Origin of the sequence: Spartinivicinus marinus (assembly GCF_026309355.1) — a bacterium.
GTDB lineage: Bacteria > Pseudomonadota > Gammaproteobacteria > Pseudomonadales > Zooshikellaceae > Spartinivicinus > Spartinivicinus marinus.
Genome location: NZ_JAPJZK010000001.1, coordinates 1,291,405 through 1,315,309, shown reverse-complemented (window position 1 = coordinate 1,315,309; position 23,905 = coordinate 1,291,405). Strand labels below are relative to the sequence as shown.

Here is a 23,905-nt window from a genome sequence, read left to right as displayed (position 1 = left end):
TGTCCCTAAAACTCAAATTGTCTGGAAGGATTAGCCTTTGAGAAGTGTCTATTATAAGAACTAGAATTTAATAAGGAGTGAACTCAATGAAAGCAAAGCAACTACTACTCACCACATTTGCTATGGCTTTGTCTGTTAACATCTGGGCAAGCGGTCTTGAACAGATCTCATCCAATCATAGCGTAGACCAGACAACTGAAAACTTAGTTAAAGAGCTCAATAAGCTTAAAGATAAGGGGGTAAGGGTTTTTACAGTTATCGACCATATGGATAATGCTAAAAATGTCGGTCTAAAGTTGCCACCAACTAAGCTGGTTATCTTTGGCAACCCAAATGTAGGCACCAAGTTAATGCAGTGTGCCCATACTACAGCTATAGATTTGCCACAAAAATATCTGGTATATCAAAATAAATCAGGTCAAACAGTTATTACCTACAATAATCCACGCTATCTAGCTGAGCGACATCAGATGAAAGGGTGTGAAGCTGTTATTGGTAAAATCCAGGGTTTACTAGCTGGAGTAGCAAAAAAAGCAGCGGCTAAATAATTGACCTTTTACGCTGCATCGTTAGAAAGCTTGCCTTTAATTGAGGTTAGTGGTCCATCTGCATCACTAAATAACGATCTTATGCATGGGCCACTAGTACTTCAGTTAACACTATTGTATTTAGCCTTTCCATTTAATATTGCAGCCCATACTAGGTACTTGCTGCTCTGAAATGGGTTGACCTGCTACCAAATTAGTAAGCGCCTGTCGTAAGTCTCTACCTGTAACAGGCTTATTATTACCTGGTTTCGAGTCATCAAATTGACCGCGATAAACACATGTCAGCTGGCTATCAAATAAGAAGAAGTCTGGTGTACAAGCAGCATCATAGGCTTTTGCTACTGACTGGGTTTCGTCATAAAGGTAAGGGAATTTAAACCCTTGGTTTGCTGCCATTAGCTTCATTTTGTCTGGGTGGTCATCAGGATGGCTGACTACATCATTAGCACTGATTGCTACACAGCCAATACCCTGTTCAATATATTCATTTAGTAGTTGAGTATATTGATCAATGATATGAATTACGAAAGGGCAGTGGTTGCAAATAAAAGTCACTAATAAACCTTTAGTGCCTGTTAACTCCGCTAGTGAGTAATCTTTACCAGAAACAGTATCAGGTAAGGTAAATTCGGGAGCAGTTGTGCCTAATGGCATCATGGTTGATGGGGTTAGTGCCATTTAGTCTCCTTAAGTGTTACGACTAGAGTCCATTGGGAGTATGTTTTATAAGTTGTTGGAAGTATAAATTAGTTACTTCTTGTTGCCTAATTTTATAAGTAAACTTGCATTTCATTTCATCCATAATCAATAGGTATCAATTATGTCTACTGTGACGTTTCAAGGTAATCCAGTGAGTGTTTCTGGTAAATTTCCTGCAACTGGTGAAAAAGTGCCCGCTTTTGTTTTATGTGGAGCAGATCTGTCGAATATTAAATTAAACGACTTTGCAGGGAAGAAAGTTGTACTTAATATCTTTCCAAGCATTGATACCCCTGTATGTGCAACTAGTGTAAGAACTTTTAATCAAAAGGCTGCAGCTAAAGAAAATACAGTGGTTGTTTGTATTTCTGCTGATTTGCCATTTGCAGCAGGCCGCTTCTGTGAAGTAGAGGGAATTGAGGGAGTAACATCTGCATCGTTTTTCCGTGCTCCAGAGTTTACCGAGTCTTATGGTGTGAATATTAACGAAGGTCCTTTACGAGGTTTAGCTGCTCGGGCTGTGATTTGTTTGAATGAAGAAGGCCTGGTGGTGCATAGTGAATTGGTTAAGGAAATTACCGAAGAACCAAACTATCAAGCTGCACTTGATTCTTTATAAAATATACTTGTCTTATAGTTAACTGTTTAACTATAAACAACAATCAAAATCAAGATATGCTGTATATCTTGATTTTGATTGTACTCATGTGAATAGTATATATGCGATTGCCCTGTTGGAAGGCTTGCTTTAAATGTTTTTTCAACACCTATCTTCTCTGTAAATGAAGAATTATCCTGTTTAGACCAACTCACTTTTTGATCGTATTTCAGGTCGGCAATAGTCATGTCTTCAGTAAAGCTCTGTCAAGATAAACTTCCGTTGTTAAAATTAAATGACAGTTGCATTAATAATATTACCCTTTAATATTTTTAATGCTTCAATATTTTGTTGCGATTACTTTTTAAAATCGGTTGCGATACATAGCTATTTTTTGTCGTATTGTTGTTGTTGGGTTTTATTGGATTTTGATAAATGCCTGCTCCTGATTAATTAATGGTTATTATTTTAAAGTGCTAGCTTATATTTTAGGAAACTGACTTATATTATGAGTTGTTGTTTTTTGTTTTTCAATAGGACCTCACCTAGTGGACGATGCGATAAATAAAATAGCAGTCTCTTCTCTTTTTACCCTCTAACTGTTTCGCTATCAGTTGATGGCAGTAGGAACTGCTTAGTGAGGTGGGTATATAAGAAAATGTGATCTATATCTATGTTTTGCGTGAATTCCGCCATACTTTCGTTTAATTAACTGTTTGATCAAGTAAAATGTGAATTATTGCATAATAATATTTCCACATGTGTTTATTATTCACACGCCTGTTTGAGTAGCGAAGTGATAAGTCATGGAAGCGGCAGGCAGTCATTCAGGAGAGGTTGATGTTATGACGATTATGACTACTGTTACAAATGATGAGGTTATTATTCATTTGGGTAAAACCTTCAAAAGCTGTGATGTTGCTGCCTTTGTCGAAGCATATTGTAAGCACAGCTCATCTAAACGATTGATTATTAATTTAGAGAAAACTGAGTATATCAGTAGCAGCGCATTAGGGTTGTTCATCAACTTAAAAAACCACTTGAGTGGAGGTCCCCTGCGGTTTATCAACGGCAGTGATTTTATTAAAAAGCTGTTTAGCCCAACCGGTTTGGATGAGCGATATTTCATTGAGTATGCAGCTAGTGCTTAATAGCAGCGCTACCTTGTCACCATTTTACTGATTTGCTGTGCTTTTTTTTCATCAGGGGCATCAGAGCTAGGTGGTATAGTGATGCCTTTTTGTACTGCAGGACGTTCGCTAATCTGGGCTATCCATCGTTGTAAATGGTTAAGTCCAGTAATATCGATACCACTCCATTCATAAGATCTTACCCAGGGCCAAGTAGCGATGTCGGCAATAGTGTATTCGGCTCCTGCCAGATATTGATTGGTAGCCAGTTGCTTATCCATTACTTCAAATAATCGACGCCCTTCGTGTTGATAACGGTTAATAGCTGCAGGAATTTTTTCAGGAAAATAACGGTAAAATACATTGGCCTGACCCATCATTGGGCCAATGCCTCCCATTTGAAACATTAGCCACTGAATGGTTTGCGAGCGTTGATAGGGATCTTGAGGTAATAATTTACCGGTTTTTTCTGCCAAATAAAGAAGGATGGCTCCAGATTCAAAGATAACAAAGTTGTTGTTATCGCGGTCGATAATGGCAGGAATCCTCCCATTTGGATTAATCGCTAAGTAATCTGATTGCTTTTGCTCACCAGCAGATAAATCAAGATGATGAACTTGATATTTCAGAGCTAGCTCTTCTAAAGCAATGGATATTTTGTAGCCATTTGGTGTTGCAGCAGTATACAGCTCGATCATGACTGATCCCCTAACACTTTTTGAATAGCAGGGCGAGTGTTTATACAGTGATACCACGATTGTAGGTTAGGTAGTGAATTATCAAGACGGATATCCAAGTGAGCCATGAACTTTACCAGTACATAAGCGGTGATATCTGCAACTGAAAATTTGCTACCCGCTATATAAGGGGTTTGTTTTAATTGTTGATTGAGAGTTGATAAAAAGTCAATTAAACGGTTTCGCGACTCTTGCCCCCATGCTTCAACACAGTTTTCTCGATCTTGATAGACCCTTGTAATATTTCTAAATGCCTGAAAACTAACAAATAACCCTTGTAGTTCTACTATACGTTGCCACATTTCTATTTGAGCACGCTCTAAAGCTGTATCGCCAAATAAGGAGGGGGTAGATGGGTACAGTTCTGCGAAATAACGACAAATTGCCATGCTTTCGCAAATAGTGGTTCCATCATCAAGCTCTAATACAGGGATCTTACCGTTGATGCTTTTAGCTTGAAATGAGTCAGTTAAATTTTCACCGGCTCTAATATCTACCTTGACTCGTGCTACCTCAATATCTATTTCCGCAAGAAATAAGCTGACTCTAAGGGCGCTTGGAGCGGTAGGTTGCTCAAATATTTTCATTGTATAGCTCTTTCCAGAACGATCAGTTAGAATTGAATCTAGCTTATATATAAATGATCAGTCAAGATATAGTTTACGTGAAATAGATGCATGCTTTATTATGTGGAGTTATCGCCTACTCAATGAAATGATAGGCCAGGTAACGAGACATCGGCGCATGAGATAAGAGTGATCGCACATGGCAAGAGCTTGTAATTTTGATCGAAACGAAAAGCTTGTTGAGGCGATGCAGCTGTTTTGGCAAAAAGGCTATGCAGCGACTTCAATAGCAGATCTGGTTGAGCACTTAGGTATTAATCGCTTCAGTTTATATAATACCTTTGGTGATAAACAGCGTTTATATCATGAAGCATTGACTTACTATTTAGAGAAAGAGTCTCTACCGAAACTAGCATCTTTGCTTGCTGATCAGGCTGGTTTTAATGATGTTATCAACTTTATTGAAAAATTTGCCAAAATTCAGCAAGACCAGGAATATGGCTGCTTTATGCAAAATGCCCTATTAGAAAAGTGCCTATCTGATGAGGTGGTATTCCAAGAGGGTAGCCGACTTTTTGAACAAATAGTAAAAACACTCAATACAGTGCTCAGTCGTTCAAAACAAGCAGGGCAGATTTCAGCTGAGGTAGACCCAGCCAGACTCAGTCAGTTTTTATTAATGCAAATGCAAGGTATTCGTGTATTAGGTAAAGCAAAACAATACGAGATGATTGATAATGCCTTAGCAATGTTAAAGGACTATTTAAATTCATTAAAAGTAGAAAACTAATACCTTGTGGCATTGAAGCTGCTTTTGGGACTGTGCTGATTTTTTCTAACTTCGCTAGTCAAAATATAAAATCTCTGCACTGTTATTTTATGGCTAGTTCTTGCTAGCTGAATGTAGTTTTTTTTAAAACCTTTCAATTATCAGTGAAGTAAAAAAGAAGGAGGACATAATAAATACAGAACTTTATGTCCTCCTGAGGAGAGTAAAGGAGATATTATTTAATAACAGTCCAGCGAGTCAGAATATTCCATCAGAGTTAATCATGTTGAATATACCTCTCTTAAATTAGAGAGTTTTACTTATATTTCTCATGAAATGCCTTATTTGTTGATATTTGCTTTTTCACTAAGCCTTCTGCCAAAAGACACTGAATAAGAAGGGCTTCTGGCTTTCAAAATAGGATCATCAGATGGTTCAAAGCCGCTAGTTAAAATAAGTGGGTCAAAATTGATACCATCGCATTTGCCGTTTGCTTCACTGTTCACTTTTTGTAGATCTAGTCGTGCAGCGATAATTGTTTTATGTTCTCCCTGCCATAGAGCACTGGCATCATTAATGGGGTCTTCTGGATTGGCAATAGTCACAACCATATTCCAAGCGACCGGCCCTGTTTGTAGGTTTGCTTTTATATTGGCAAACAAAAAATTCTCGCTTGCTTTAACTTGTTGAGGTAGTTTTGTTTTTGATGTTGGCTCAAAAGACCACCTTACAGGCGTTTTCTTGCCTTGTTCGTTGGTTAGATAAAAACTATTTATGCTATTAAAATGCATATTTTCATATAGCTCAATATTTTTTGTTTTTTTAGCCATATGGGCCTTAAAGTTTAAAATTTCTGGGTGCTTGATTGTAAGCATTTGTTTTGCTTGGGCATCACCACTCTTCGCTTTATTGAGTAATAAAAAACCTTCTGGCGTTGCGACAGGAAAAAAGTCTAATGTATTCATTGCCATGCGTTGTTCTTCGCCATTTTTAGCGCGTATCAAAAGGCCCATGCCATGTTCTCCTGGCTTATTATCGGGCGCAGAGTTATTTCCGCCTTTATGGGATAGCCGGCCTATAGCAATGGATGTCTCTTTAAATAAAGGACTATTAGAGTAACGCTTTATGGTTGGATCTACGGGATTGAAAGTACCTTCAAAGCAGAAGCCTTTGGTATGATTCCGACGTTTGCCTTCAGTAATACCAAAATTTTTTTCAAATGTATCGATAATTTGAACTGAAAGATTACTGTTGTCTGCACCAAAACAATTTGTCGATGCTACGGCCAATACTAGGCCTGTTATCGTCATTTTCATATAAGCTTCCTATTATTTATAGGCCTATGAGCCTTGTTATTTGATGGTCTCACCTAAAAATCCTACGCATTGGGTATACATATTTCTGAGGGTATCAGCAGTTACGCAAAAATTGTGTAACTGTTGATAAACTATGAATAATGCACTTCAATTCTTATAAATAACCACACTTTACTTTCATTAATAGTAAGTATTCTTATACTTCTTTCGTTTTATATTTGCTGATTTATAATCACTTTCGCCAATAATTATTAGCTGCTGCGATGGTTTGGAACTCGATAGCTACAATTTGGCCTGCTTGCATCAATTTGCTGGTATCTTCTGCATAGTCAGGTCTCAATTTAGTTCGAATATCTGCATCAGGCTGAATAGCCGCAATGGTTTTTCTAGCAATTTTTATAGCTAACTCTCTGCCTTCCGCAGGTGTAGCAGTGATCAGAGAAGGTAATATTTCATCATAAACAGACATAGGTTGCTCCTCACAATACTGTATACCCTTTACTGGGTATATTTCTTTTCTTAAACCTTTTTCATTATAGGTAGCATGGGTTGTGATGACTGAGTAATTAAACGCCTAGAAAGCATTGGTGTATAAATCAAGCTACCTAACTTGCTTGGTCTTAGTGGTTAGTCTTAATGATGAAACTGTTTGCGTGCAAATAGTTCGTATACAAATAATATGGTAAGAGAAAGTTGCTTGTCAATTAGTTTGTGTGCAAACTAAATATCAACATATTGAGTTAAGGTATTCCTGTGTCTGCTCCAAAGTTAAATGACCAGCTCTGTTTTGCGTTGTATGCAGCATCAAATGCAGTGACGCGCTACTATAGACCACTGCTTGAGCCATTGGGGCTAACGTATCCTCAGTTCGTGGTGTTGATGGCATTGTGGGAAGATGAAGGGGTTTCAATTAGTCAACTTGCTACCAAAACGGGCTTAAGTAAGTCGACAATGACGCCTCTGCTTAAACGTCTGGAACAAAAATCCTTAATAGAACGACAAGCAGAGCCTGGTAATGACAGGCAAAAGTGCATAGTACTAACTGAAGCAGGGCGCAAGCTCTCAATGCAGGGAGATGATATTGCCCAAAAAGTGTTTTGTGCTACAGGCTTAACGGAACAACAAGCCAGGCAGCAAATTGAGTTTTGTCAGCAATTGATAGAAACTTTTGAGCAGCAGTTGTAAAAAGACTACTTACTGGTTGTCTAACCCTTTCCTTATTTTTTATAGGCCAGGTGATAAATAATTACTTGGCTGCTTCTTTTTTCTTTTAAATCTAATAATAAGTCGCCACTGACAAATAAGGCTATGGTATAAAAATTACTGCCGTTTGTACCTTTTACATTGAATATATGTAGCCTTAGTTTTAATTTTATTTGCTCTTTACTAAAGTTCAATAAATAAAATTTATAGTTGTGATAGTCAGGATTTGTTATCTAGGTAGAGTACTCTTTGAATAGAATACAGGAGGATTATTCATCTACTCATGAGAGCAGACTGTATAGTTAAATCAATAAAATACTTTTAGTCGTTATATCTGCATAGTTTCGTAATTATGCATTTAGTTGAAATCTAAAATAAATATTATTTTTATACGGCTATTTTGACTTGTTTTTTGTTTTGTGAGCTTTATTGGATGTACGACTAATAGCATTAGTTGGCAAGTGTTACTGAGTTTATAAATTGAGGTACAGAAATGCAAATTCTTCATTCACCCCAAGCCTCTTTGATTAAGCATGGAATAGAGAATCAGGGCTTGTCTGGGGTAGAGAATGTAAAGTCAGTCAGTTCAGTCGATAACACCAAGTCTGCTGCATCTCAGTTGCCTATTCAAGATGTCATTTTTATTGGGCGGGGCAGCAGCATAGCTTATGCTCTAACAGAAGTTTGTGATCGATATGAAGGTCAATATTCAAAAAAAACCTTAGAAAATGATAAGCCTCTTGAAGGGAGGGCAATGGTAATTGGCTCTGTTGAACCCTGGTCAAAAGAAGTCCGAGGCTCTGGATTTATTAATCACCAAAATGAACTCATTGATACATGGGGTGATAAAGCACCAAAGTACACAAAAGAATATGCAAATCGACAGCAATTTTCTGATGCGAATACTGCTCAGATTGGTCGGGCTACCTCACTGGGTGTACAGGAAGTGAATGATGACGTAAAGCATGTAGAAAAAGGAGAAAATGGTTTATTTAAAGTAACCACAAAACAAGGTCAGGAGTTTCATGCAAAACAAATAATACTCGGTATCGGAGCAGGACCTCATACGAATGCGCTTGCAGATACAAGCTCTGCTGAGCTGACTGGAGCTGAACAGCGTTTGAATAATATTACTGTACATGATCAGTCGGTACTAAAAACTAAAGTACTTGATTTGGACGAGTTCATGCGTTTTACTGATAATGGCGAATCGCTGAAAGGTAAAACAGTAGTAGTACATGGACCAAACGCAGGGATTGATGCTGTAGAAAGAGCTGGTAGTTTAGGTGCCAATATTAAGTGGTTTATTCGTTCAACCCCACCAGTACTTTTAGATGGTAATCAGTTAGAGCATGCTCCAAAAGCCGCGAAAGAGAGTCTAGTAAAAGTAGATACGGTTTCTATTAGTAAGGGGGAGGATGGAAAGGTAAACCTTAATTTTACTCACAATAACAAAGATAAAACACCAGATAAACTTGAAGCAGATTATTATGTTTATGCTTTAGGTCAAGATAGTGAACAGCAAGGAGCAATTCACTCTGTTATAGATAAATCAATTCAACAGGAGCTTGAGCCTATTTATGATATTGACCAGGTCTATTCTGACAAACCCTATGAAACTGTTTTAGGTATACGCATGAAGAATGCTCAATCAGATACTGGTATTGTGATTTTAGGTGCTTCTGTGGCTCAAATGGCAGGCGGAATTCAGCATACCTATTTACAACAGGTAGAAGAGCGTATACAAGGATTAACAGACAAGTTAGATTTACCCAAAATAAATATAAACCGCTTAAAAGAATATTTAACAGATGAAATAAAAAAAATAGAAATGACAGGCACTGAAAAAATGAAAAATTTTAGTGCAAATGAAAAAGCAACTTATCAAAGTAATTTGTTAGTTTTGAAGCAAGAGTTGTCACACTATCAAAAAGCACAAAGTGATCTTGCTAAATCAAAAAGGCCTGGAATTACAGAGCAAGTTGAAAATGTGGTTAAGACAGAGGTAGCTTCTGTTGTTGTTTCACCACAACTGGCAACAGTAAAAGCATCTATTGGTGCGCTTACGAATATTATGCCACGTTATATTTCAGAAGGTGAAACAAACTATTCATCAGATAACCGGACAATGCTTCGTGTCAGTTTAGCGAATGATTTTCCAAATATTCCTGAGAGTGATGCAGAAACCTTTGTTAAAGATGTCATTGACTTGCGGGTGATGACAAAAGGTCAATTTCAGGATAAAGTTATGTCTGATTTAACGCAGTATACGAAGGTACTCTTGGCAGCTACTACCAAGGAAGAAGCACTACAGACATTAACAAAACTAAATGTGAAATCAGGGATTGCCACACGGCTTGTAAACTTGGAAATGAGTTCATCCTATTCAGCTGCAGATAGGGAGGTGGAGCAGAAAGCTTTAAAAGGAGAAATTAACTCAGTTATTGAGTCAGGCCCAATTCCTGCGTGGGGAACACCTGATCATGTTCGTTATGGTTATGCATCCAAACTGTCTGATTTAAACTTGGGTGTAAATAATCAAGTACCACTGAGTTTATTTTGGTTGAAAGAACCAATAAATGAGCTGAATGCGATTCGAGTTTGACTGCGGAGCTATAGCTACCTGTATTGTATGTACGGGTAGCTTAACTAAACTATCTATTATGTGCTTGTTAAAACTTATCTTTAGGAGTAAAGGTAAATAAATTAAAAGGCATGAGCTAAAACTCTTTTAATCCAAAATCTTTTTTCCATAAATCAAAATATTTTTTTGTTAGTGAGTGAGGTATTTTTTGTTGTACATACTCTTTTATTTTTTTGCTGAAGAATGCTAAGTGTTTTTTACAGGGAGATTTTTTGGAGAAGCCAAAGTATAGGCCTTCTTCTGTAACATACTTAGGATGAGGTGTTATTTGAATAGACAGCTTAGCCTTTGCTAAACTGGCCAGGCCGGGGTAAAGCCCATGCACTAAATAATCTGCCCTGCCAGAGATTAACTGTTTAAATGTATCACTCATTTGTGTTTTATACTCAATTTTCAAATGTTTTTTGGTAAACTCATCAAATTCTTGACCAAAACTACTACCTACTGTAGTGACGCCTTGTAATTTTACTAAGTCTTGCCATTGGGTAAATTTAAAGTTATACGCTTTCTTGCTAGGGATAAATATCACTACGGGATCAGTCAGAAAAGGAGGGTGAACATAATCCAGATAGGTTTTTCTTTCTTCATTAAAATAAGCTCCAGCTAAAAGGTCTGTTTTGCCTTGCTTTGTAGCTAGCTGTGCTTTGGCCCAGTCACCGACATGTAATGGATTAACTTTTACATTTATCTCTGCAAATGCTTTCTCAGCAAGCTCAACAGCTAACCCATAGATTTTGGCTTTATCTTGCTGATATTGCCAGGTAACAGGAGGGTACTCCATATCACCAGCCATTTTAATAGTAGTGCACTCTCCCGCTATAGAACCAGTGACAGCGAAATAGAGGATGTATGGCGCACTGTTTGTAATGTACATGGCTGGCTTACTCTTCAGGCTTGATCTTATAGTTAAGGATAGACCGGTTTTTGCTAATGTATATTGGCGGTATTGAATTGGTTGTCGTTGAAATGAATCATTTTTTAACTATAAATATTTTTTGGTGAAAGAAAGCATATATACCTATCATAAATCATTTTTAGGTGTAAAAATAAAATGGTATATACTCACAGCGAAGGGTTATTTAGGCGAGGCCACCTAGCGAGCGATGAAGCCCCAGAGTTTAGATAAGCTAAATGACTGGGGTGAAGAGCGATGGTAACAAAGCCTAAAAATCATTCGCGAAGAGTATACCAATATAAACTGTTACAGTATATAAATAAATTATAACTGAAATAAATATAAATTCATGCCATGATAGCCCCAGCTAATGAGTGTTAGGAGGATGCTTCACCTAAAGTAACTTTCCTAAGTTTATTAATTATACAGAAGACCAATTAATTATCACTCTAAAACCAGTAAATAAACTATGCAGCTAAATATGTTTTCAAACATTAAAGCTATTGTATTGAGCTTTATGTTATTTTCTTCAACAGCATCGGCTACATTTTCAATTATTGCCTATGACCCTGACTCTCAGCAGATAGGAGTTGCTCTAGCCAGTTGTGTTATGATGCCAAAGGACATACCTTTTAGAGTCAATGATATTCTCAATGGTATAATACCAGGAAAAGGTGTCATTAATACCCAAGCTACAATTGATATACCAAATATTAATTTAAAATATGGAAAAGAGCTAATTAATAAAAATACTCAAGCTTCTAAAATTGTTCAATATTTGGTTCATAATGATGCTGATCCAGCTTATATACTGGAACGCCAATATATAGCATTAACTGTTAGTAATGGGCAAGTAGACATTGCAACTTATACTGGTAACCAGACTAACGAGTTTACTAATGTTATCAAAGGTGATTATTATGCGATAGCTGGAAATTTATTGACTGACTCTAGTGTACTATTAGCAATGGAATTTGGATTTAAGAATTCTCCTGGAGGATTAGCCGACAAACTGATGAATGCGCTGATAAGTGTTAGAAACTTGAAAATAGGCGATAAACGTTGTCAAAATAAATCAGTTTCTAGTTTATCTGCCTTTCTTCGAGTAGCTAAAGCTTCAGATAGCCAAGATCACTTATTGATAGACTTAAATTATCATTCTGCTGATGAGCAAGATGACGCAATTACAATGCTAGCGTATGCATTTCATCTTTGGAAACAATTAAATCAAGTGCCTTAACCTGATACTTTTCGCTAATGGCTTTTAGGTTAAAGGTTTTGCCCTAAAAGCCATTTACGTTAGCTATATTATTCTAATGACTCAAACAGTATACCATCTCTCCATAGCTGGACCATATGTTTGACTTCTGTATCAATCACTTCAATGAGGGTATCTAAAAAATCACCTTCTGCTGTTTCAGTTACATAGGGGTCCATTAAGGTAGAGCGAATACAAGGTAGATCTTGAGGCATATACTTATAAACAAGGCCTATGCGTTCTGCAAAGGTACCAATAAACTCTTCGCCATATTCTTCAAGATTAAAGGTAGTCATTGAAACCATTAATGGTGGAAAGTTCTCAATTGTTTGTTCATCTTCGTATTGCACACGAAATTTATCGTAAAAATATTGATTAAACGAACGAAATGCTGCGACATCAGTATTTTCACAACCATTGGCGCGCTTTGGATTGAAGACATAATCAACAATATTTAAATCGGGACCAAATTCTCGCCAGTTGCCAGTATTACATTGCTGTAGATTGTGTTCCTTGATTTCGCCATATTGTTGGATAATTCTTCGGTAATCTGCTTGTCGTTGCTCCCCTTTATGCTCACAAGGCATTTTCTGTAAAGGCACACATTCATACATATCGTTATCTTTATTAAGTGCCATTAGTTTCATGTAAAACCGTTTGGCATTAATCATCGATTTGTTAATGATTTTTCCATAGCCTTTTACAGTAGGACGAATTACCCGATGAGTAAGGTATACTGCTGCAGGAGCAGCTCCAGGTTTGGAGCCTTCTAAACCAAAGCAACCAATTGTATACTGATCTGTGGCGACTGAGCCACTTCCACCAATATAAGAGCCTGTAAAGGTTGTTAACCGTCTTATCTCGCCATTTCTGTACAAAATAGAGCCTGCAGGGTATTGAATATAGCCCATTTTATGTGGATCGATTGTTACAGAGTCTGAGTGGCGTAGCGCTTTATAATGTTTAATAACATAATCACTCAGTGGGATGTTTTTAGTGTTTTTGACAAAAAGCTCATCTTCAAGAAAAATGCTGTTGGTATTTATGCCTTTATCTTCAAAACCATAGTCTTTTCGAATGGCTGCAATCATATAGCCCCCCCAAGCTGCATCAGCATGGATATTAAAATCGATGCCTTGTAAGCGCATTTCATTACGCATATCAATCATATCTGCAAGAGGGTCAACAGAAGACTCTTCTGTCGTACCGATAACAGCAACCACCATCGCAACAGGAATACGTTTCTCTAAGCAGTGAGTAATTTTTTCCTGAAGTATTGTGACGGGTTGGCGGGCATACTCGTCAACCATTACACTCCATAAGCCTTTCATTCCAAAATCACATACGGCAGCTGCTTTGGGCCAACTATAATGTCGAGTGGAAGGTGCCAGCATAATAGGTGGTTGAGAAGCTCGTCGGTTAGTGGGTACGGCCAAAACATCATCTCGTTTGGTTATTTTCTGCCACATAACCGCTCCACCTATAGCATTATAGGTGTAGGGAAGTAACTGGTTCCATACAGTGAAAATATCTTCTATGTTAGCTAAATCAGCGATTTTTTCAGGCAATGCAAGTACCTCATCCATTGGAATATTAAATAATGTCCAAGAGGATGCTTTGCGTAAAACTTGAGAGTCACCATTAAGTGTTGTAAAAGCCATATCACGCGCTTGCCATAAGGGAGTACCTGGTTCAGCATCATCAAGTAACATAGCTAATGAAAAGGGCATATACTTAACTTCTCGTGTAGCCCAAGTGGCTTCAATATTCGCTATAGAACCATCAGCAGTAATGTGAGACCAGGCTTCATTTTTACACTGAACGGGATAGCCAATCATTTTGCACATATCCATGCTAAGCACGATGGCTAATGGAGTAGTAGCTGTTGAAGCTTGGATAGTGACATTGTTAGGGTTATGTAGCATGGTTGCATAGTAACCTGCTAATGCTGGTAGTGGGTTTTCCCACAGCATATGTCCTTGATAACGTAAGCTGGCAAAAGGTGTTGAGTGGCTGGAAAGGTAATCTAAAAGTTCCTGGTGGGCAGATTTTAGTTCTTCTACACTAGTCTTATATAGTTCGCTGTCTTTTATTGCTTTGGTGATAACAGATGGGTCACCGTGAATTTCTGAGTAAAGTCGCCGGTAGTTGGCTACTGACTCTTGGCTTTTCTCAATCAGCTCTTTCAGTAAGTCGTTATTTTCAGCCTGGGGGCCAAGAAACCAGGCAGCAGGTTCACCGGGGATGCCTTTACTGATATCAGGTACTTTAGCAGATCCAACAACTAGTTTTTCATCGTGTTTTTGAATATCACGAAAATTTATTGTTTTAGTTAACTTGTGCATAGTCCTTTATGCCTGGATAGTTGATTTTATTGACCTGGTTTTGTTTGCTGTTCAACTAATGACTTTTAAATACGTTTAACATATAATCAAACAGTTAATTTCACTGAATAATGGTAGTATCCAGCTTGCTGGTATATTGTCTTTGTTAATCTGATAAGTAAAGTTATTTATATTTAATTATATTTGGCTAGTTTTATACTCATTAATGCAGTGTTTGTGAGTAAAATTATTTTCTAACCTGTAATTAAAATGTATATGACGTGAGTAAATACTTTCCTTGGCGAGCTGCAAATCATATAGAACTGTTAATTGATGGGGACGCTTTTTTCCCACATATTTTTTCAGCTGTGCTGAATGCAAAAGAATATGTCATTATTGAAATGTATTTGGTTGCTTCTGGTGTATTATTTGAGGCATTTTATGATGTGCTTGTAGAGGCAATTAGTCGAGAAGTAAAAATATACTGGCTGCTTGACGATTTTGGTAGCTTAGGCTTAATAACTAAAGATCGGCAGCGCTTGACCAGACTTGGTGTGAAGTTGGTATTGTACAACCCACTAAGTATAAAAAGACAACGGCTAACAGAGAACTTAAACCGTAACCATCGCAAGTTGTTTTTGATAGATGGTGAACTGGCATATATCGGTGGAGCAGGCATAACCGACGATTTTTATAACCCTAATACCCGACAAGCGCTTTGGCATGAGGTGATGTTAGCTGTGAAGGGGCATGTAGTGGTTGACTGGCTGGCTTTATTTAAACAGACCTGGGGACGCTTTAGTGACTTACCCATACAGGTTAGTCAGCCTGAGCTTAAGATCCATAAACTGGAACGAAGCTATTTGGCTAGGTTGAGTTTTGGGAGCTACTTTCGTGATGCTGATATAGTAAGGTCCCTTGTTAAACAAATAAAAAAGGCGCAGCATCGGGTATGGTTTGCTACACCTTACTTTTTACCTTCTAACAAAGTACGACGAGTGTTGCGAAGGGCTGCTAGAAAAGGTGTAGATGTGCGGCTGTTATTATCTAGTAAATATACTGATAACCGTTGGGTGCGCTATGCAGGCCATCGTTATTATTATCGGCAGCTTCGTGATGGAGTAAAAATTTATGAATACCAGCATCGCTGTCTACACGCTAAAATGGTACTGGCAGATAGCTGGGTAAGCATAGGGTCGTGTAATTTTGATCATTGGGATTTGCATTGGAACTTAGATGCCAATCAAGAAGTAAAATCGGGTCTATTTGCAGAAGAAGTCAAGCAACTATTTGAACAAGATTTTACTAACTGTAAACAGTTCACTTTGGAAGAGTGGTTGAGCCGTCCATGGCATAAACGTTTACGCGAGTGGCTATTTAGTGTGTTAGGACGACTTGCTATTAGAATTGGCCGATAACGGTTGTGTATCAAGTAAAATTTGTATTTCTGGAATACATGATCCACATACACTGCCTGCCAGTGTTGCTTGACTGACTGCTGTCGTATTATCTAATTGTAGTTGCCTAATGGTATTGCAAATAGTTTTTTTACTCACTTGTTTACACGCACATAATGTTTTTTCTGTAAATAAAGCGTTTGTTTTATTATTAGTAATTAAACGATGTAGTAAAGCAGGTTGTAAATTAAGAGTAAGTAGTTCATTGAGCCAAGCTAAGTCAAAGTGATTAAGGCGAGGCGCAATAAATATACATGCATGTAACTGTTGGTCATTAATAAAACCATAACGGAACTCTTGTTCGGTTTTGTCATAAAAAGCTAAACGAGAGCTGGCGCTGTCTGGTTTCAGCTGGGTTAATAGTTTACTATAAAAATTTTCTGGCGATTGCCTGCTGGCTAAGCGATATAAATAACCACCTTTAATGTGTTGTTTGATCCAGTAATCAAAGTGTTTATGAGTTAGCTTTTCTCGAACAACGACAATTGCCTCACAACTATATTGCCAGGGCGAAATGGCAACTGGTGTATACTTTGACTCTGGTTGGCCTGAAAAGGGATCAATATTAGGGGCAATCAGTTGACTAACATGACTGCTACTGGACAGCATCCGAGTCCAATGCATAGGCATAAAAACTTGCCCTGATAATATTTTCTCAGACACTTTAGCTCTAGTGATTAGTGTGCCTATGTGACTAGTAAGCTGTACCAGTTCATCATGCTTGATAGAGAATGTTGTAGCATCTAGCGAGTTTATATGAACATACGGTTCAGGTGTATGTGTACATAATTTAGGTATAAACGAAGTGCGTGTCATGGTATGCCACTGATCTCGAATACGACCAGTATTGAATATTAAAGGGTAGGTTGAGTTAGTTTTTGTGGCAGGTGGTTTATAACTTACTGTAATAAATTGTGCTTTAGTTGTTTGGGTATAAAATTTACCATCAGCAAAAAAGCGTTTATTATTAGATTGTTTGGTATTTTTTATTGCAGGCCACTGAACGGGAGTAAAATCATGATATTCTTGAGTTGTTAGGTTGGTAAATAAAGATAAGTCTAAATCACGGGTACCCTTATTTTTTAAACCGGTTAATGCTGCATATTCTTTAAAAATATCAGCTTCACTTGAGTAGCTAAATGCTTGGCTAAACCCCATCTGTTTCGCTACTTGACAAATAATCCACCAATCGGGTTTGGCTTCACCAATTGGATTGATTAAAGAGCGTTGACGAGAAATACGTCGTTCAGAATTAGTCACCATACCAGATTTTTCACCCCAGCCGGCGGCGGGTAACAGTACATTAGCATATGTATTGGTGTCAGTTTCAAACATACAGTCTGAAACCACAACAAGTGGGCAGTTTTTTAGTGCAGCTATTACATGGTGGGAGTTAGGCAAACTTACCACAGGGTTTGTTCCCATGATCCAGATGGCTTTAATTTTACCTTTGGCTGCTGCATCAAATAAATCGACAGCTTTTAAACCTGGTTGTTTAACCAGCTTATCGGTTTGCCAAAAGTGGCTTAACAGGTCATAGTGTTGTGAATTATTAAACTCCAAATGAGCTGCTAAGCTATTTGCCATACCACCAACTTCACGGCCTCCCATCGCGTTTGGTTGGCCAGTTAGTGAAAATGGCCCACATCCAGGTTTACCTATTTTTCCTGTTGCTAAATGGCAGTTTAAAATACTGTTTACTTTATCAGTTCCGCAACTGGATTGGTTGATACCTTGTGAGTATAAGGTGACTACTTTATCTGCTTCTGAAAACCAGTGATAAAACTGAGTAACCAAATCACTGGAAACAGCTAGTTGTTTCGCTAAAAACAACAGGTCATGTGCTTCATTTCTCGCGGCATGAAGTGTTGATGAAAACCCTTCAGTATGTTGTTGAATAAAGTGATGATTCAGCTTTTTTACTTGAAATAAATAATGAAGTAAGCCATTAAACAGTAATACATCAGTGCCCGGTTGAATAGGAAGGTGCAGATCAGCCATTTGTGCTGTTACTGTTTTACGAGGGTCTATTACAACTATTTTTAAGTTTGGTGTTTGCTGTTTAGCGGCCATAATGCGCTGGTATAAAACAGGGTGGCACCAGGCAAGGTTGGCTCCAGTAATAATAATTAATTCAGCTTTTTCTAGATCTTCATAGCAGCCTGGCACGGTGTCACTACCAAAGGCTCGTTTATGTGCGGCAACACTGGATGACATACATAAACGAGAATTGGTATCAATATTAGGGCTGCCAATAAAGCCTTTCATTAACTTGTTGGCAACATAATAATCTTCAGTTAATAATTGTCCAGATAAATAAAAGCCAATGGCTTCAGGACCAAAACGATCAATAATCTGTTTAAAAGCTGTTGCTATTTTAACTATTGCACTTTGCCAGCTTGTAGTTTTACCTTCAATATAAGGCTGTAACAGTCGTCCTTTATTATTGACTATTTCCCCTAATGCCATGCCTTTGGAGCATAACCGACCAAAGTTAGCAGGATGTTGTTTATCACCTCTAACAATGATCTTATTATTGCTGACCCGTGCTTCAACACCACAACCAACACCACAAAATGCACAGGTGGTTTTTACCCAAGTATTTGTCACTATCTATATCCACATAAATTAATATATCAACTGTTTTTACTAATCCTAGCAAAGATCAATCCAACTTTAATTTGTGGGGAAGCATTTTAAAAAAGTGTTATTTATAGATAGATGTTATGTGGGTGATTAAATGCTATGCATAGTCTTAGCGCATAATGCACCACTTTGGTGATGTTTCAATAGAAGCTTAGCATCTGTTTATGAAGCGTCATCTATTTAAGTATTAGATTCTATGTAGTCTGCAATGAATTAAAATCATAAAAAATATATTGGCATCATCTTTGCTCTGACTAATGAATAAAAAATAATTAGCAAACTTATGCTTTAAAGTGGCTATGGCCTAGTGAAATATGTGGTCTAACTGGTTGCGCTGGAGATAAAAAATGAGCACACATAAACTTGTAGTTGTGGGTAATGGTATGGTGGGGCATGAGTTTATTAAGCAAATGCTTGATCAGCCTAATGCAGAGCAGTTCATGATTACCACTGTTACATGTGAACCCAGGCTAGCTTATGATCGAGTGCAATTAAGCAGTTTTTTTTCAGGCAATACTGTAAAGCAACTGATGCTTGCTGATGAGAATAAATACAAAGAAAATGATATTGATTTTATATTAAATGATAAAGTTTGTTTTATTGACAGGCCTAATAAAAAAATATATACAACAAGTGGTTTGTGTAAATCTTATGACAAACTAATACTCGCTACAGGCTCTTACCCATTTGTTCCTCCTATAGTAGGAAATGATCAACCACACTGTTTAATTTATCGTACTATTGAGGATTTAGAGAGGATAAAAACTTCAGCAGATATAAGTAAAATAGGTGTTGTGGTAGGTGGTGGATTATTAGGGTTAGAGGCGGCTAATGCACTAAGAAATCTTGGTCTGGAAACCCATGTGGTCGAATTTGCTCAACAACTGATGGCTATTCAGCTTGATCAAGGTGGTGGAGCATTACTCAAGCGCAAGATAGAAGCGTTAGGTGTACAGGTTCATATTAATAAAAGTACTCAATTGATTACTACTGGTGAACAAGCCCGTTATCGTATGGAGTTTGCAGATGATAGCTATTTAGAAACAGATATGATTGTGTTTTCTGCTGGTATTCGACCCTATGATGAGTTAGCCAAAGGCTGTGGATTAACAGTGGGAGAGAGGGGAGGGATTATGATCAATGATTATTGTCAAACCGGAGACCCAGATATTTATGCCATTGGTGAGTGTGCTGTATGGAATAAACAAATTTTTGGATTAGTTGCACCAGGTTATCAAATGGCAAGAGCAGCGGTTGCTCATATAAATGGTGACAATAATAAGCGGTTTACTGGGGCAGATTTGAGCACTAAGTTGAAGCTACTTGGGGTGGAAGTGGGCAGTATTGGTGATGCTCATGGGTGTACGCCTGGTGCTCAATGCTATAGCTTTAATGATGAAGCTGAACAAACTTATAAGCGTTTAGTGGTGTCTAGTTGTGGTAAAAAATTACTGGGTGCCGTATTAGTAGGAGACACAGTGGATTATGGCAACCTACAGCAGTTGTATATTAATGGGATGGATTTACCGCAACCACCAGAGCAGCTATTAATTCCCTTATTAGATGATGCATCACCTACGACAGTAGGGATTGAAGGGGTACCTAAAACAGCGCCAATATGTACCTGTTATAGTGTGTCGAAGGGCGATATTCAACAAGCAGTGCAACAAGGCTGTTGTGATATGGCTGCGATTAAATCGAGTACTTCAGCCTCAACTGGTTGTGGTGGTTGCTCTGCTCTAGTAAAACAGGTGTTGGATAATGAGCTAACTAAACAAGGTGTTGAAGTTAATAATAACCTATGTGAACATTTTAGTTATGCTCGACAAGAGCTGGTAGATATTATTCGTATTCAAAAAATTAAAACCTTCAGTCACTTACTGTCGAAATATGGTACAGGTTTAGGTTGTGATATTTGCAAGCCAGCCGTTGCATCTATTTTGTCATCTTATTGGAATGAATTTATTTTAAAAAATGAGCATGTGGGGTTGCAGGACACCAATGATGCTTTTTTGGCTAATTTACAAAAAAATGGTAGCTATTCAGTGGTTCCACGGATACCCGGTGGTGAAATTACTCCAGATAAGTTAATGGTAATTGCAAAAGTAGCCAAGCAATTTAATTTATATACAAAAATCACGGGGGGACAACGCATTGATTTATTTGGTGCGGCATTGCATCAATTACCTGATATATGGCGACAACTTGTAGGGGCTGGTTTTGAAACTGGCCATGCCTATGGTAAAGCCATGCGCACTGTTAAGTCTTGTGTTGGCACTAGCTGGTGCCGTTATGGGGTGCAAGATAGTACTAGTATGGCAATTGCCATTGAAAGTCGCTATAAAGGGCTACGTTCGCCTCATAAAATAAAAATGGCGGTATCAGGTTGCACGCGAGAGTGTGCTGAAGCACAGTCAAAAGATATTGGAGTCATTGCCACAGAAAATGGTTGGAGTTTATATGTAGGTGGTAATGGAGGAATGCGCCCTCGTCATGCCTCTTTGTTTGCAACAGATCTGAATGATAAAACTTTAATTAGTTATATTGATCGAATTTTAATGTTTTATATCCGTACCGCAGAGCGTTTGCAACGTACTTCTATCTGGCTGGAAAATATGGAAGGCGGTATTGATTATTTACGAAGCGTGGTAATAGATGACAAGCTAGGTATTTGTGAGGCCTTAGAAAAAGAAATGGTTAATAGTATTGGTAACTATCAATGTGAGTGGCGCACTACCTTGGAAAGTCCTGAAAAACTAAAACGTTTTAAGCACTTTATTAATTCAGATCAATCTGATTCTCATTTAATCTACACGACGGAAAGAGGACAAATAAAACCAGCTGTTATGGAAACTTAGGCTTGTTGCAAAGGTTACCACAACAGCTGGTTTTGTTCCCTTTTCCCGACAGCAGTTCCAAAATACCCGATTACTCCATATTTCCCAGTTTTTGCGTCAGCCTATATGGAGAGAGGGGGTTGCTAAAGCCTTCAGTAGCAACTATGACATCTTTTCTAGAGAGATAGCATATTTAAACTGGACAAAATAATGAACCTAGAACAAACCACTCATTTAATTGAATTAAAAGTTGCTAGTATTTTACTAGAAGATGATCAACAAGCTTGGGAGAAAGTATGTGATTTAAGTGATATTCCGCCAGATTCAGGCATCTGTATTTTTTATCAAAATCAGCAAATTGCACTGTTTAATATCAGTGTAGTCAATAAAGTTTATGCAGTATCCAATTATGATCCTATTGGTAAAGCCAATGTTATGTCTCGAGGAATTATTGGTTCGGTTGGTGAAAGCTTGGTAGTAGCCTCGCCTCTTTTTAAACACCACTTTAACCTGATAACAGGGGAGTGTATTGAGGAACCAGGCGTTTATTTAAAAACGTATGATGTACGAACTACTAAAAACAAAGTTGAAATCAGAGAAAATAATAAATAGTTTATTATTCGATTAATCAAAATGCTGCTCAAAGTTTTGTAGTTTGATAAAAGATAAAGGTAATATAATGTCTTGCACTGATCGGTTTCAGTTATTTTCTTTTACAGGGAAAATGAAGGTTCTCCATTTAAGTTGGGTAGCATTCTTTATGACCTTTGTTGTTTGGTTTAACCATGCACCTTTATTGATGGTCATTGCTGATAGCTTGAGTATCTCTATAGCAGAAATAAAAACATTACTAATTATTAATGTTGCGCTAACAATTCCTGCAAGAATAATAATTGGTATGTTGACTGATAGGTATGGTCCTCGACTAGTTTATTCCTCTTTGTTGGTATTTTGCTCTCTACCTTGCTTTGCTTTTGCGGTTGCAGACAGTTTTACTCAAGCAGCCATTGCCCGTTTTTTTCTAGGGTTTATTGGCGCTGGCTTTGTTATTGGTATACGACTGATCAGTGAATGGTTTCCTCATAATGAATTAGGCATTGCTGAAGGTGTTTATGGAGGTTGGGGGAATTTTGGTTCGGCAGCTGCTGCACTGACATTACCAACATTAGCGTTAGCATTTGGTGGTGAAGATGGGTGGCGGTATGCAGTAGGATTGACAGGTTTACTTAGTCTTGGGTTTGGTCTTATTTTCTATCTTCAGGTCACTGACACTCCAAAAGGCTCAACCTATTTTAAACCAAAGCAGCTTGGATCAATTGAGGTAACCAGTAAAGGTGATTTATTTTTATTAATGCTAATGAAGGTTCCTTTATATGGTGCACTAGCACTATTGGTATGGAAGCTCTCACCTGAAGCAGCCAATATTTTATCCGTTGAGCTAAGCACTAGTTTATACGTTTGTCTTGTTGTACTTTGTTTTATAGACTGTTATAAAGCCTGGCAAGTGAATAAAGTTATTTTTTCAAAACCTGTACCCAAATTGCATCAGTATAAATTTAAACAAGTAGCTATTCTAAATATTCTCTACTTTGCTACGTTTGGTTCTGAGTTAGCTGTTATTTCTATGTTACCTTTGTTTTTTGCTGAAACATTTCAGCTTAATTCTGTTACAGCAGGTTTGCTGGCTTCTGCTTATGCATTTATGAATTTAATGTCTCGTCCTGGAGGTGGGTGGTTAAGTGATCGGTTTGGGCGAAAACCGGTATTACTTATTTTAACTGCGGGTTTGGCAATAGGTTATTTTGTTATGGGGATGGTTGATAGTGAGTGGCCTTTATGGTTGGCAGTCGTTGCCGCAATGACATGCTCTTTTTTTGTGCAATCGGGTGAAGGGGCAGTGTTTGCAGTAGTCCCCTTAATTAAACGACGACTAACAGGCCAGATTGCTGGTATGACAGGCGCTTATGGAAATATTGGAGCTGTTACCTATTTAACAATATTGTCATTTGTTGATTATGCCAGTTTTTTTATGGTGATTGCTGGTACAGCACTTGTAGGGTTTATTATTTTATTATGGATGGACGAACCAGCAGGGCAAATAGCAGAAATAAATGAGGATGGGACGGTGGAATTAATTAATGTTGCCTAGAAACAGTCTCATAGCTGCTGCACTTGGCAATACGGCGTTAAAAAGGGTTTCAAAATGCTCATTTACTATATGTAAACTCCGCTTTCTTAACCCTTTTTGCCTTGTCTAGCCTGCATTCGCGAGCTATGA

At 37.8% G+C, this 23,905-nt stretch carries 19 protein-coding genes; 11 read left to right on the top strand and 8 right to left on the bottom strand.

Features of this window, described 5'->3' with window-relative positions; translation table 11 throughout:
• The first annotated feature begins 86 nt into the window (after window positions 1–86).
• A complete protein-coding gene (locus tag OQE68_RS06105) occupies window positions 87–548 on the top strand; it encodes a DUF302 domain-containing protein (protein ID WP_180567804.1) in 462 nt (153 codons plus the stop codon).
• A gap of 120 nt (window positions 549–668) precedes the next feature.
• On the opposite strand, the gene OQE68_RS06100 is transcribed toward OQE68_RS06105, so the two are convergent.
• Complete coding sequence (locus OQE68_RS06100) at window positions 669–1,226, bottom strand: thioredoxin family protein (RefSeq protein ID WP_180567803.1); 558 nt, start codon at window positions 1,224–1,226, stop codon at window positions 669–671.
• Window positions 1,227–1,368: 142 nt separating this feature from the next.
• Here OQE68_RS06100 and tpx point away from each other — a divergent pair, with 142 nt between their 5' ends.
• Window positions 1,369–1,866: a thiol peroxidase gene (tpx, locus tag OQE68_RS06095; protein ID WP_180567802.1), complete on the top strand. Its 498-nt coding sequence runs from the start codon at window positions 1,369–1,371 to the stop codon at window positions 1,864–1,866.
• 785 nt (window positions 1,867–2,651) lie between these two features.
• Window positions 2,652–2,996, top strand: coding sequence for an STAS domain-containing protein (locus OQE68_RS06090; RefSeq protein ID WP_180567801.1), 345 nt, complete (start codon window positions 2,652–2,654; stop codon window positions 2,994–2,996).
• Between the two features lie 8 nt (window positions 2,997–3,004).
• On the opposite strand, the gene OQE68_RS06085 is transcribed toward OQE68_RS06090, so the two are convergent.
• Together OQE68_RS06085 and OQE68_RS06080 are read right to left on the bottom strand one after the other, a co-directional pair.
• Window positions 3,005–3,673, bottom strand: coding sequence for a glutathione S-transferase family protein (locus OQE68_RS06085; RefSeq protein ID WP_180567800.1), 669 nt, complete (start codon window positions 3,671–3,673; stop codon window positions 3,005–3,007).
• Complete coding sequence (locus tag OQE68_RS06080) at window positions 3,670–4,299, bottom strand: glutathione S-transferase family protein (protein WP_180567799.1); 630 nt, start codon at window positions 4,297–4,299, stop codon at window positions 3,670–3,672. The genes OQE68_RS06085 and OQE68_RS06080 overlap by 4 nt, the downstream gene beginning before the upstream one ends.
• Window positions 4,300–4,477: 178 nt before the next feature.
• Between OQE68_RS06080 and OQE68_RS06075 the strand changes: the two genes are divergently transcribed.
• The gene (locus OQE68_RS06075; RefSeq protein WP_180567798.1) at window positions 4,478–5,068 is read left to right on the top strand and encodes a TetR/AcrR family transcriptional regulator; all 591 of its coding nucleotides are present in this window, start codon (window positions 4,478–4,480) and stop codon (window positions 5,066–5,068) included.
• Window positions 5,069–5,388: 320 nt separating this feature from the next.
• Here OQE68_RS06075 and OQE68_RS06070 read toward each other — a convergent pair whose 3' ends face one another.
• A complete protein-coding gene (locus tag OQE68_RS06070) occupies window positions 5,389–6,363 on the bottom strand; it encodes a catalase family peroxidase (protein WP_180567797.1) in 975 nt (324 codons plus the stop codon).
• Window positions 6,364–6,595: 232 nt separating this feature from the next.
• Window positions 6,596–6,832, bottom strand: coding sequence for a hexameric tyrosine-coordinated heme protein (locus OQE68_RS06065; RefSeq protein WP_180567796.1), 237 nt, complete (start codon window positions 6,830–6,832; stop codon window positions 6,596–6,598).
• A gap of 284 nt (window positions 6,833–7,116) precedes the next feature.
• Between OQE68_RS06065 and OQE68_RS06060 the strand changes: the two genes are divergently transcribed.
• Both OQE68_RS06060 and OQE68_RS06055 read left to right on the top strand, forming a co-directional pair.
• Window positions 7,117–7,548: a MarR family winged helix-turn-helix transcriptional regulator gene (locus tag OQE68_RS06060; RefSeq protein ID WP_180567795.1), complete on the top strand. Its 432-nt coding sequence runs from the start codon at window positions 7,117–7,119 to the stop codon at window positions 7,546–7,548.
• 511 nt (window positions 7,549–8,059) lie between these two features.
• Entirely contained in the window at window positions 8,060–10,171 is a 2,112-nt protein-coding gene (locus tag OQE68_RS06055; protein ID WP_180567794.1) for a restriction endonuclease, read from the top strand.
• 115 nt (window positions 10,172–10,286) lie between these two features.
• On the opposite strand, the gene OQE68_RS06050 is transcribed toward OQE68_RS06055, so the two are convergent.
• Window positions 10,287–11,084: a substrate-binding periplasmic protein gene (locus OQE68_RS06050; protein WP_180567793.1), complete on the bottom strand. Its 798-nt coding sequence runs from the start codon at window positions 11,082–11,084 to the stop codon at window positions 10,287–10,289.
• 490 nt (window positions 11,085–11,574) lie between these two features.
• Between OQE68_RS06050 and OQE68_RS06045 the strand changes: the two genes are divergently transcribed.
• Complete coding sequence (locus OQE68_RS06045) at window positions 11,575–12,345, top strand: DUF1028 domain-containing protein (protein WP_180567792.1); 771 nt, start codon at window positions 11,575–11,577, stop codon at window positions 12,343–12,345.
• A 68-nt stretch (window positions 12,346–12,413) separates the two neighbouring features.
• Here the strand turns inward: OQE68_RS06045 and OQE68_RS06040 are convergent, their stop codons facing one another.
• Window positions 12,414–14,708, bottom strand: coding sequence for a pyridoxal-dependent decarboxylase (locus OQE68_RS06040; RefSeq protein ID WP_180567791.1), 2,295 nt, complete (start codon window positions 14,706–14,708; stop codon window positions 12,414–12,416).
• Between the two features lie 260 nt (window positions 14,709–14,968).
• On the opposite strand from OQE68_RS06040, the gene OQE68_RS06035 reads away from it, so the two are divergent.
• Window positions 14,969–16,105 (top strand): phospholipase D-like domain-containing protein, encoded by a 1,137-nt coding sequence (locus tag OQE68_RS06035; protein WP_180567790.1) that lies wholly within the window; start codon window positions 14,969–14,971, stop codon window positions 16,103–16,105.
• Here OQE68_RS06035 and OQE68_RS30760 read toward each other — a convergent pair.
• Window positions 16,073–18,754, bottom strand: coding sequence for a molybdopterin-dependent oxidoreductase (locus tag OQE68_RS30760; RefSeq protein ID WP_180567789.1), 2,682 nt, complete (start codon window positions 18,752–18,754; stop codon window positions 16,073–16,075). The genes OQE68_RS06035 and OQE68_RS30760 overlap by 33 nt on opposite strands.
• Before the next feature lie 383 nt (window positions 18,755–19,137).
• On the opposite strand from OQE68_RS30760, the gene nirB reads away from it, so the two are divergent.
• The 3 genes from nirB to OQE68_RS06015 all read left to right on the top strand — a co-directional run bounded on the left by nirB (window position 19,138) and on the right by OQE68_RS06015 (window position 23,776).
• On the top strand, window positions 19,138–21,648 hold the full coding sequence (nirB, locus tag OQE68_RS06025; RefSeq protein ID WP_180567788.1) for a nitrite reductase large subunit NirB: 2,511 nt from the start codon (window positions 19,138–19,140) through the stop codon (window positions 21,646–21,648).
• A 189-nt stretch (window positions 21,649–21,837) separates the two neighbouring features.
• On the top strand, window positions 21,838–22,239 hold the full coding sequence (gene nirD / locus OQE68_RS06020; protein WP_180567787.1) for a nitrite reductase small subunit NirD: 402 nt from the start codon (window positions 21,838–21,840) through the stop codon (window positions 22,237–22,239).
• A 67-nt stretch (window positions 22,240–22,306) separates the two neighbouring features.
• Window positions 22,307–23,776 (top strand): NarK family nitrate/nitrite MFS transporter, encoded by a 1,470-nt coding sequence (locus OQE68_RS06015; protein WP_180567786.1) that lies wholly within the window; start codon window positions 22,307–22,309, stop codon window positions 23,774–23,776.
• Window positions 23,777–23,905 lie beyond the last annotated feature (129 nt).

What these genes read in the sequence shown, in the direction of transcription:
- OQE68_RS06055 (WP_180567794.1), top strand. Translation starts at nt 8,060, where the DNA reads ATGCAAATTCTTCATTCACCCCAAGCCTCTTTGATTAAGCATGGAATA.
- nirB (WP_180567788.1), top strand. Translation starts at nt 19,138, where the DNA reads ATGAGCACACATAAACTTGTAGTTGTGGGTAATGGTATGGTGGGGCAT.
- OQE68_RS06100 (WP_180567803.1), bottom strand. Translation starts at nt 1,226, where the DNA reads ATGGCACTAACCCCATCAACCATGATGCCATTAGGCACAACTGCTCCC.
- OQE68_RS06075 (WP_180567798.1), top strand. Translation starts at nt 4,478, where the DNA reads ATGGCAAGAGCTTGTAATTTTGATCGAAACGAAAAGCTTGTTGAGGCG.
- nirD (WP_180567787.1), top strand. Translation starts at nt 21,838, where the DNA reads ATGAACCTAGAACAAACCACTCATTTAATTGAATTAAAAGTTGCTAGT.
- OQE68_RS06045 (WP_180567792.1), top strand. Translation starts at nt 11,575, where the DNA reads ATGCAGCTAAATATGTTTTCAAACATTAAAGCTATTGTATTGAGCTTT.
- OQE68_RS06070 (WP_180567797.1), bottom strand. Translation starts at nt 6,363, where the DNA reads ATGAAAATGACGATAACAGGCCTAGTATTGGCCGTAGCATCGACAAAT.
- OQE68_RS06080 (WP_180567799.1), bottom strand. Translation starts at nt 4,299, where the DNA reads ATGAAAATATTTGAGCAACCTACCGCTCCAAGCGCCCTTAGAGTCAGC.
- OQE68_RS06040 (WP_180567791.1), bottom strand. Translation starts at nt 14,708, where the DNA reads ATGCACAAGTTAACTAAAACAATAAATTTTCGTGATATTCAAAAACAC.
- OQE68_RS06105 (WP_180567804.1), top strand. Translation starts at nt 87, where the DNA reads ATGAAAGCAAAGCAACTACTACTCACCACATTTGCTATGGCTTTGTCT.
- OQE68_RS06090 (WP_180567801.1), top strand. Translation starts at nt 2,652, where the DNA reads ATGGAAGCGGCAGGCAGTCATTCAGGAGAGGTTGATGTTATGACGATT.
- OQE68_RS06050 (WP_180567793.1), bottom strand. Translation starts at nt 11,084, where the DNA reads ATGTACATTACAAACAGTGCGCCATACATCCTCTATTTCGCTGTCACT.
- tpx (WP_180567802.1), top strand. Translation starts at nt 1,369, where the DNA reads ATGTCTACTGTGACGTTTCAAGGTAATCCAGTGAGTGTTTCTGGTAAA.
- OQE68_RS06015 (WP_180567786.1), top strand. Translation starts at nt 22,307, where the DNA reads ATGTCTTGCACTGATCGGTTTCAGTTATTTTCTTTTACAGGGAAAATG.
- OQE68_RS06085 (WP_180567800.1), bottom strand. Translation starts at nt 3,673, where the DNA reads ATGATCGAGCTGTATACTGCTGCAACACCAAATGGCTACAAAATATCC.
- OQE68_RS06065 (WP_180567796.1), bottom strand. Translation starts at nt 6,832, where the DNA reads ATGTCTGTTTATGATGAAATATTACCTTCTCTGATCACTGCTACACCT.